The following is a 9,163-nucleotide window of genomic DNA, read 5'->3' on the forward strand; positions in this document are numbered from 1 at the left end:
GTATGCAGGTAGGGGTTTTGTCTTTCCGGCCAGGAAAAACACCTGAAAACACGGGGCCATGTGGCCCCGTGAAAAGATTTAGACGAATGCCTGGGGTGCAACGCCTCGTGGCAGACGGCAACGATCGGGAAGAGCGCTCAGGCGCGCGCGCCAGTTGGCCTTGAAGCAGAAGGTGGCGGCTTTCGCTCGTGCCTGACTCACCTGGCGCTGCTTGCGCAGTTCAGCCAGGGACGGTGCTTTCTTCACCGGCGCGGCTTCCACCTTGGCCAGCGAGCGCTGGCACGATTTGCAATCCACTTCGGCCTCGACCGCGCTGATGCTCAGGTTGTTACCGACGCGACCACAGGCGACGCTGTCGCCGTTCGTTGAGTAATGCATTACCAAAACAGTACATCTCCATTCTTCGGAACAAAAAGCCGCGCATTTTCTCACAGCTGGGCAAAGAGATGCCGCGTCCGGTCGGCCTGTACTCATCTTGTTGCAATTGCCAGAGCGGACTCCGCACAGATAGAATTGATAGCAATTCTTACTTACATTAATGCCGTCTGCCGTCGGCGCCCAGTGGCCTCTATGTCTCTGACTGATCGCGCCTCCTACCCGCATATCCAGACCCTCTATTGCGAGCATCATGGCTGGCTGCACGGCTGGCTCCAACGCAAGCTGGGTAACACCAACGATGCTGCCGACCTGGCCCACGACACCTTCGTACGCTTGTTGACCCGACCGTCCCGCAGCTTCGGCAGTGAACCTCGGGCCCTGTTGACTCACATCGCCAAGGGCCTGGTCATCGACCGCTGGCGACGTCAGGATGTCGAACGGGCGTATCTGCAAAGCATCGCCCATTTGCCCGAAGCCGAAGTTCCCTCGCCAGAAACCCGCTGGCTGATCCTCGAGACGCTGCAGCGTATTGACGCCATGCTCCGCGAACTGCCCGAGCGCACACGCGAAGCCTTCCTTCTTTCGCAGATCGAGGGCCTGACCTACCCGCAGATCGCCAACCAGCTCGGCGTATCGTTGATCACCGTCAAACGCCATATGCGCGAGGCGTTTATCGCCTGCCTGAGCGTCGGCTGATGAATCCCGATATCGACCCGCTGATCCTCGGTGAAGCCGCCGACTGGCTGGTGCAACTGCAGTCCGGTGCTGCGACCGACGCCGATCACCGCGCGATCCAGCTGTGGTGCAAGCGCAGCCCGCAGCATGCATTGGCCTGGCAACGTGCCGAAGCCCTGCTCGGTGACTTGCATGCGTTACCCGGCAGTCTTGCCAGTGACACCTTTCGGCGCCTGCACCACAGCAAGCGCGTCGGCCGCCGCCAGGCCCTGCACCGTCTTGGTCTGTTCCTGCTGGCTGGTCCCGCATTGTGGATGGCGTATCGCGAGCTTCCCTGGCAGCAGTGGAGCGCTGATCAGCGCACCGCCATTGGTGAGCAGAAGTCCCTCGTCCTCCCGGACGGCACGCAACTGCTGATCAATACCGGCAGCGCCGTGAACATCGCCTTCAACGCCCGTGAGCGACGGATCAAGCTGCTGGAAGGTGAACTTCTGATCAGCACCGCCAAGGACCCGACCCGTTCCCTTGTTCTCGAAACCCGTCACGGCACCGCCCGGGCCCTCGGCACACGGTTCAGCGTTCGGATCGAAGGGCAGCAGAGTCATGTGTTCGTCACCGAAGGCGCCGTAGAAATGCGCCCGGCCCAGGCAAGTGGGGCACTGATCCTGAACGCGGGTGAACAAGGCAGTTTCGGCCGGGAAACCCTCAGCCCGGCCCAGCCCCTGGACACGGCAGCGCTGAGCTGGGAGCACGGCATGCTGCTCGCACGCACTATGCGCCTCGACGACCTGCTCGCCGAGCTTGGCCGCTATCGCCGCGGGGTGCTGCGTTGCCATGGCGACGTCGCCGCCCTGACGGTATCCGGCGCCTTCCCTGTGAAAGATACCGATGCCAGCCTGCGCCTGCTCCAGGACACCCTGCCGATCCGCATCAACAGCCTGACCCATTACTGGGTTGCGATCGAACCCCGCTGAAAAAAATCACACGCTGCCTGATACCTTTTTCCAGCCCCTTCGGTGAGGAAGTGAATCCTCACTTTCCTCTTTGCCGACAGGAGCTTCGCATGACGTCCAGGCTGTTGCAGTCCGTTTCCCGAGTCAGTCCTCCGCGTATTGTCTTGAAGACGTTGAGCCTGGCTATCGCCCTCGCAGCCCTGGTTCCGCCGCACAATGTCAGCGCCGCCGAAGCGCTGCCGAACAGCGTTGGCCGCAGCTACAGCATCGCCCCCGGAGCCTTGGGGGATGTACTGGCCCGGTTCGCCGTGATTTCCGGCGTGCCGCTGTCCTTCGATGCGAAGCTGCTCAATGATCGGCATAGCCCTGGTCTGCAAGGCAGCTACAGCGTCGAGGGCGGCTTCGCACAACTTCTGCAGGGTAGTGGCTACGTGTTGCAGAGCCTTGGCAGTAATGGCTACACCCTGGCCCCGGCCGCCAGCGGCGACGTGTTGCAACTGGGCGCCACCAATGTCAATGCTACAGGCGACTTCGCTGACGATACCTATGCCGGCGGCCAGGTCGCACGCAGTGCCCACCTCGGTGTGCTGGGCAATCGATCGATCACCGATGTGCCTTTCAGCGTTGTCAGCTATACCGCCAAGGCCATCGCCGACCAGCAAGGCCGTACCGTTGGCGATGTCCTGCTCAACGATGCCGCTGTGCGCCAGTCGGCGGGTTTCGGTAACTTTTCCCAGGTTTTCACCATCCGCGGCCTGCCGTTGCAAAGCGACGATATCGCTTTCAACGGCCTGTACGGTGTTCTGCCTCGGCAGATCATCAACACCGAGGCGGTGGAGAGGGTGGAGTTGTTCAAGGGGCCCAATGCCTTCATCAACGGCGTCGCCCCGCAAGGCAGCGGTATCGGCGGCAGCGTCAACCTGGTGCCCAAGCGCGCCGGAGACACTCCGACACGTAGCGTGACCCTGGACTACACCAGCGACGCCCAGGTTGGCGGCCACCTCGATCTTGGCCAGCGTTTCGGCGAAGACAACCGCTTCGGCGCACGGATCAACCTGGCCCAGCGGGGCGGAGAAACGGCCATCGATGACGAGCGCAAGCGCACTTCGCTGATCGCCGTCGGCCTCGACTACCGTGGCGAGCGGCTGCGGCTTTCTACCGATTTCGGTTACCAGAAGCAGCGCATCGACAATGGTCGCGCCGTGGTCTACCCCAATGGCACCAAGGTGCCCCATGCACCCTCGGCGAAGAGCAACTACGCCCAGGACTGGAGCTGGTCCGAGCTGGAAGACACCTACGGCATGCTCAATGGCGAGTACGACCTCAACGACAACTGGACCGCCTACGCCGGTATCGGTGCCAAGCACACCCGGGAGAACGGTATTTATTCCTCGTTGTATGTGGGCAACGACGGTAGCGGTCGCACGGGCTTTCTGTATCCGCCCCATGACGAGGACAACAAGAGTGCCGTCGCCGGCCTGGATGGTCGGTTCGACACCGGCCCCGTCAGCCACCGGATGAACCTGGGCCTGTCCGGCATGTGGGGCGAGCAGCGTTCGGCGTATGAAGCGATCCTGGTGGCGAACCGGCCGGTGGGCAACCTGTACCAGCCGATCCAGGTGCCACGTCCGACCAACACCTATTTCGGCAGCGATATCCACGACCCGCGTGTCGTCGGCAAGAACCGCATCAAGAGTGTCGCGCTGTCCGATACCTTCGGTTTTATCGACGATCGTGTGTTGCTCACCCTTGGCGTACGTCGCCAGACCCTTGAAGTCGACGCCTGGAACACTGCCAGCGGTGCGCGCACCAGCAACTACGACGAGTCCATCACCACACCGGTCTATGGCCTGGTGATCAAGCCCTGGGAGCACGTGTCCTTCTATGCCAACCGCATCGAAGGCCTGGCCCAGGGGCCGACCGCCCCGCTGACCAACGTCACCAACCCTGGTGAAGTCTTTCCGCCCAAGCGCAGCAAGCAGACCGAGGCCGGCGTCAAGCTGGACTGGGACAGTTTCGGTGCGACCCTGGGTGTTTACCGCATCGAGCAGCCGAACAATTCCACCAGCTACACCCCCGGCGTAGCCCTCGGTACCTTCAATGTCGATGGCGAGCAGATCAACAAAGGGGTCGAGCTGAACGTCTTCGGCGAGCCACTCGACGGCCTGCGGGTGCTGGCCGGTGCCACCTGGATGGACACCGAGCAGAAGAACACGGCCAATGGCGCCACCGACGGTAATCGCGCTGCCGGTGTGCCTCGCTTCCAGTTCAACCTTGGAGGCGAATGGGATGTGCCAGGCATCCAGGGCGCTGCCATCAGCGGGCGCCTGCTGCGCACCGGGGGTGAATACGTCAACGCGGCCAACACCCTGAGCATTCCGGCCTGGACGCGGGTCGACCTCGGTGCGCGGTATGGCTTCAAGGCCGACGATAAGTACATCACCCTGCGCGCCAATGTGGAGAATGTGGCGAACAAGGCGTACTGGGCCTCGGCCTCGACGGCGAACAACTATCTGACACAAGGGGAGCCGCGCACCCTGAAGCTTTCCGCCACCGTGGATTTCTAAGCGCCCTTTCGGCGCAGCCTTTTTCACCGATCGCCAGCTCCCGTCCACCGGTGGAGATTGGCGATCAGCGCCCGCCGCTTCGCTTTTATTTACATATCTTCCAATCGCCGCCCCCGGCCCTCTGCTTTACTTCTCCGCGCAGCTCGCGCCGTTCGTCGATTTCCGAATCGACCAGAAGGAACTTTTCATGTGCCTGCCTTGGTTTCGCTTGCCAAAAAGGAAATGGCTATTGAATTCATATAATTAATAAATTTTTCCCATGCGGCGTGCAGTTTTAAAGTTCCACCATTGTCGGCCGCGTCACCAAGGGCCGGTCTGCTGAGGAAAAAGGAGAAAGCAGCAATGTCGAACCAAGGTAAGTGCCCGTTCCACAACACATCCGGCGGTGGTACCAGCAATCGTGACTGGTGGCCGAATCAATTGCGCGTGGACCTGCTCAACCAGCACTCGGATCGTTCGAACCCGCTCGGGGAAAAATTCAACTACCGCGAAGAATTCAAGAAGCTCGATTACTCCGCGCTCAAGGCCGATCTGAAAAAGCTCCTGACCGACTCCCAGGACTGGTGGCCTGCCGACTGGGGCAGCTACGGCGGCCTGTTCATCCGTATGGCCTGGCACAGCGCCGGCACCTACCGCACTGTGGACGGTCGTGGTGGCGCCGGTCGTGGCCAGCAACGCTTCGCTCCGCTCAACTCCTGGCCCGACAACGTTAGCCTGGACAAGGCACGCCGCCTGCTGTGGCCGATCAAGCAGAAGTACGGGCAGAAGATCTCCTGGGCCGACCTGATGATCCTCGCCGGCAACGTCGCGCTGGAAGCCTCGGGCTTCCGTACTTTCGGTTTCGGTGCCGGTCGTGAAGACGTCTGGGAGCCGGACTACGACGTGAACTGGGGCGACGAGAAAGCCTGGCTGACCCACCGCGACCCGGAAACCCTGGCCAAGAACCCGCTGTCGGCCACTGAAATGGGCCTGATCTACGTGAACCCCGAAGGCCCGAACGCCAGTGGCGACCCGGCTTCGGCGGCGGCGGCGATCCGCGCCACCTTTGGCAACATGGCCATGGACGACGAGGAAATCGTCGCCCTGATCGCTGGCGGTCACACCCTCGGCAAGACCCACGGTGCCTCTGCAGCCAGTCATGTGGGTGTCGATCCGGAAGCCGGTGGTATCGAATCCCAGGGCCTGGGCTGGGCCAGCGCCTACGAAAGCGGCGTCGGTGCCCACGCCATCACCTCCGGCCTGGAAGTGATCTGGTCGCAGACGCCGACCCAGTGGAGCAACAACTTCTTCGAAAACCTGTTCAAGTTCGAATGGACCCAGACCCGCAGTCCGGCGGGTGCCATCCAGTTCGAAGCGCTGGACGCACCGGAGATCATGCCCGATCCGTTCGATCCATCGAAAAAGCGTCGTCCGACCATGCTGGTGACCGACCTGACCCTGCGTTTCGATCCGGGCTTCGAGAAGATCTCCCGTCGCTTCCTCAACGACCCGCAGGCATTCAGCGAAGCCTTCGCCCGCGCCTGGTTCAAGCTGACCCACCGTGACATGGGGCCGGTGGCGCGCTACCTCGGTCCGGAAGTGCCGCGTGAAGAGTTGATCTGGCAGGACCCGTTGCCCCGCCCGGTACACAACCCGAGCACGGCGGATATCGCCGACCTCAAGGCGAAGATCGCCCAGGCCGGCCTGTCGGTGGGCGAACTGGTTTCGGTGGCCTGGGCCTCGGCCTCGACCTTCCGCGGTGGCGACAAGCGTGGCGGCGCCAACGGGGCGCGCCTGGCCCTGGCGCCGCAAAAGGACTGGGCGGTGAACGAGATCGCCGTCGGCACCCTGGAACGCCTCAAGGCGGTTCAGCAGGCGTCGGGCAAGGCATCGCTGGCCGATGTCATCGTGCTGGCCGGTGTGGTCGGTATCGAGCAGGCGGCGCAGGCGGCCGGCGTCAACGTCCAGGTGCCGTTCGCACCGGGTCGCGTCGATGCGCGCCAGGACCAGACCGACGTCGAGTCGTTCGAATACCTCGAACCGCTGGCCGACGGCTTCCGTAACTACCGCCGCAGCACCAGTGCGGCCACCACCGAATCGTTGCTGATCGACCGTGCGCAACTGCTGACGCTCACTGCGCCGGAACTGACCGCGTTGGTCGGCGGCATGCGGGTCCTGGGTACCAACTTCGATGGTAGCCGGCATGGTGTCTTTACCGATCGTGTCGGCGCGTTGAGCAATGACTTCTTCGTCAACCTGCTGGACATGAATACCGTCTGGAAAGCGGGGGATGACAGCAACGAAGTCTTCGAAGGCCGTGACCGCAAGACTGGCGAAGTGAAATACACCGCCACCCGCAACGACCTGGTGTTCGGTTCCAACTCGATCCTGCGGGCCTACGCCGAGGTCTACGCCAGCAGCGACGCCAAGGAGAAATTCGCCCGGGACTTCGTCGCGGCCTGGACCAAGGTCATGAACCTGGACCGTTTCGACCTCGCCTGAGGGATCTGCCGAAGTAAAGGAGGGCCCGGTGAAGTTCTGCTTCACCGGGCCTTTTTTCGTCCGTGCTTCCGGCTACAATGCCGCCCCCTCGATCCCTTTGCATACCCAGGTGCCCATGTCCGGCAATGCTCTCTACACCGACCTGTCGGGCTACTACGACCTGATGTGCGCGAATATCGACTACCGCGCGCAAAGCCACTGCGTGCAGCGCCTGCAGCAGTTGTTCGGCAACGGCGGCAAGCGCCACCTCGACCTTGCCTGCGGCACCGGTCCGCATGTCCGCCACTTCATCGATGCAGGTCATCAAAGTGCCGGACTGGATATCAACCAGCCGATGCTCGACAAGGCGGCGTTACGTTGCCCCGAGGCGCATTTCTCGCTGGGCGACATGTGCGGCTTCACTGTGGCCGAGCCGGTGGACCTGATCACCTGCTTCCTGTATTCGGTGCATTACAGCGGCTCTGCTGAACGGCTCAAGGCATGCATCGCCAGCGTACACGCGGCGCTGGAGGAGGGCGGGGTGTTCTGTTTCAACAGCGTGGACCGGCGGCGGATCGACAACGGCTCGTTCGTCTCCCACACCGCGATTCTGGATGATGCCCGTTTCACCTTCCGCTCGGCCTGGAATTACCCGGGCGAGGGCGAGCGGCAGGCCTTGCGGCTGAGTATCGAGCGCACGCTGGCGGGGCAGACCCAGGTCTGGCATGACGAGCACCCGATGGTAGCGGTGAGCTTCGACGAATTGCGGGAACTGCTGGAACCGTATTTCGAGGTGCATGTGCTGGAGCATGACTACGAAAAACTGGTGCCGTGGGATGGGGTTTCCGGGAATGGGTTGTTTGCCTGCGTAAAGCGCTGATATCTGCGTTATGACATTGCGGTGGCTTTATCGAAGTGGCATGTAGATATATCAGTCAGTTCCTCAAGGATCTCTTGATGGCCTCGATCACTCGTTACCTCAATTACCACCTCAAAGCTTGTGCCAGCCGAGAACTGGAACGATTGGCTGAGGACGGTCAACCGCCTTTCACCAAGGATGAAGAGAAGCAATTGCTCGCCAAGACCCGACACAGACTCGCTGCCCCACAGCGAATCAAAGTTGATCTAAAGGATCTGTAGAACACCTAGCCTTCCAAGCTGCACTGCTGCATAGAAAGCAGTTCTACAGCACAACGCGGCCCCTGTGGGAGCTGGCTTGCCAGCGATTGCGGTAGTGAGCCCACCATCGTAATCGCTGGCAAGCCAGCTCCCACAGGGGCCGCGCAGTGCCTTCATTTGGCAGCTGACTTCAAAACCGCAAAACCCGCCCCACCCACCCGCGCCGCCGAGTTTCCTGTGGCTCTGGCCCGACCTCATCCAGCACCACCGGCATATCCCGCAACCTTACCCAAGGCTCGCTTTGCCAATACAACAAACTCACCACCCGCTCGCCACCCCAGCGCATCTGCCCCAACCTCGGCCCATCATACCCAGCCGCTCCCTGCCCATCCCGCAACACCGCCACCACCTCATGGGTCAGCCAGTGCCGCAATGACCGGTTCTCCGGCACATAGTGATGCGCCAGCAACGTATAGGCCCCGGACTCACTGACCATCAGCGCCTCTACCTCCCGCCCATAGCGCAACAGCCTCAGCGTGCGCCACTGATCCGGATCGAGCCGGCCGATGCAGCGCTCATCCACGAACCGGCCCATCAGGCGGCCGAGTTCGCGGGCGCAGAACCAGGCCTGGGATTCGAGCCAGAGGGTGTGGAGAGGGCGGTTGTGGCGGGTGAAGAGGGTGGGTTCGTAGAGGTCAGTATGGCTGGCCTCCGAAATGTTCAGGCACATCGCAGTAGCGAAAGGCCAGTAAGTGTCTGCTTTTATGGGCATTTTTATAGACCTCTACGTGTTTTCAGCTTTCTTAGGGCTGGGTGTCGGGAGCTAAGAAATCCCACGTAGCGGACCGGACGTATTCCCCTTCCGGGTCTTGTATTAGTCCACTCCCGACATAACACGTGTTTTCTGCGCGCAGGAGTAAACCACAGGCACAAAAAAGCCGCATCTGTCGGGAGCGGATTTGCCGCTACGTGAAGGCGTTTCTTAGGCGCCGAGGGTTAAGTTAGGCAGGG

Annotated in this window: 8 protein-coding genes; 6 read left to right on the forward strand and 2 right to left on the reverse strand. The window is 61.8% G+C overall.

Annotated features, from left to right (window positions below; all coding sequences use genetic code 11):
* Positions 1-78 precede the first annotated feature (78 nt).
* Positions 79-384, reverse strand: a complete 306-nt coding sequence (locus N7650_RS27565) for a hypothetical protein (protein ID WP_037061444.1) — start codon at positions 382-384, stop codon at positions 79-81.
* 186 nt (positions 385-570) lie between these two features.
* Between N7650_RS27565 and N7650_RS27570 the strand changes: the two genes are divergently transcribed.
* The 6 genes from N7650_RS27570 to N7650_RS27595 all read left to right on the forward strand — a co-directional run bounded on the left by N7650_RS27570 (position 571) and on the right by N7650_RS27595 (position 8,173).
* Positions 571-1,074: a sigma-70 family RNA polymerase sigma factor gene (locus N7650_RS27570; RefSeq protein WP_279900871.1), complete on the forward strand. Its 504-nt coding sequence runs from the start codon at positions 571-573 to the stop codon at positions 1,072-1,074.
* A complete protein-coding gene (locus tag N7650_RS27575) occupies positions 1,074-2,027 on the forward strand; it encodes a FecR family protein (protein WP_279900872.1) in 954 nt (317 codons plus the stop codon). Before N7650_RS27570 ends, N7650_RS27575 begins: the two co-directional genes overlap by 1 nt.
* 89 nt (positions 2,028-2,116) lie before the next feature.
* Positions 2,117-4,573 (forward strand): TonB-dependent receptor, encoded by a 2,457-nt coding sequence (locus N7650_RS27580; protein ID WP_279900873.1) that lies wholly within the window; start codon positions 2,117-2,119, stop codon positions 4,571-4,573.
* Between the two features lie 342 nt (positions 4,574-4,915).
* Positions 4,916-7,054 (forward strand): catalase/peroxidase HPI, encoded by a 2,139-nt coding sequence (gene katG / locus N7650_RS27585; RefSeq protein WP_279900874.1) that lies wholly within the window; start codon positions 4,916-4,918, stop codon positions 7,052-7,054.
* 115 nt (positions 7,055-7,169) lie between these two features.
* Positions 7,170-7,913 carry a class I SAM-dependent methyltransferase gene (locus N7650_RS27590; RefSeq protein WP_279900877.1) on the forward strand — a complete coding sequence of 248 codons (744 nt, stop codon included), beginning with the start codon at positions 7,170-7,172 and terminating at the stop codon, positions 7,911-7,913.
* A gap of 77 nt (positions 7,914-7,990) precedes the next feature.
* Positions 7,991-8,173: a type II toxin-antitoxin system RelB/DinJ family antitoxin gene (locus tag N7650_RS27595; protein ID WP_279900876.1), complete on the forward strand. Its 183-nt coding sequence runs from the start codon at positions 7,991-7,993 to the stop codon at positions 8,171-8,173.
* A 169-nt stretch (positions 8,174-8,342) separates the two neighbouring features.
* Here the strand turns inward: N7650_RS27595 and N7650_RS27600 are convergent, their stop codons facing one another.
* Positions 8,343-8,924, reverse strand: a complete 582-nt coding sequence (locus N7650_RS27600; protein WP_347815660.1) for a Bro-N domain-containing protein — start codon at positions 8,922-8,924, stop codon at positions 8,343-8,345.
* Between the last annotated feature and the right edge of the window lie 239 nt (positions 8,925-9,163).

The organism is Pseudomonas sp. GD04058, from assembly GCF_029836855.1.
Classification (GTDB): Bacteria; Pseudomonadota; Gammaproteobacteria; order Pseudomonadales; family Pseudomonadaceae; genus Aquipseudomonas; species Aquipseudomonas bharatica.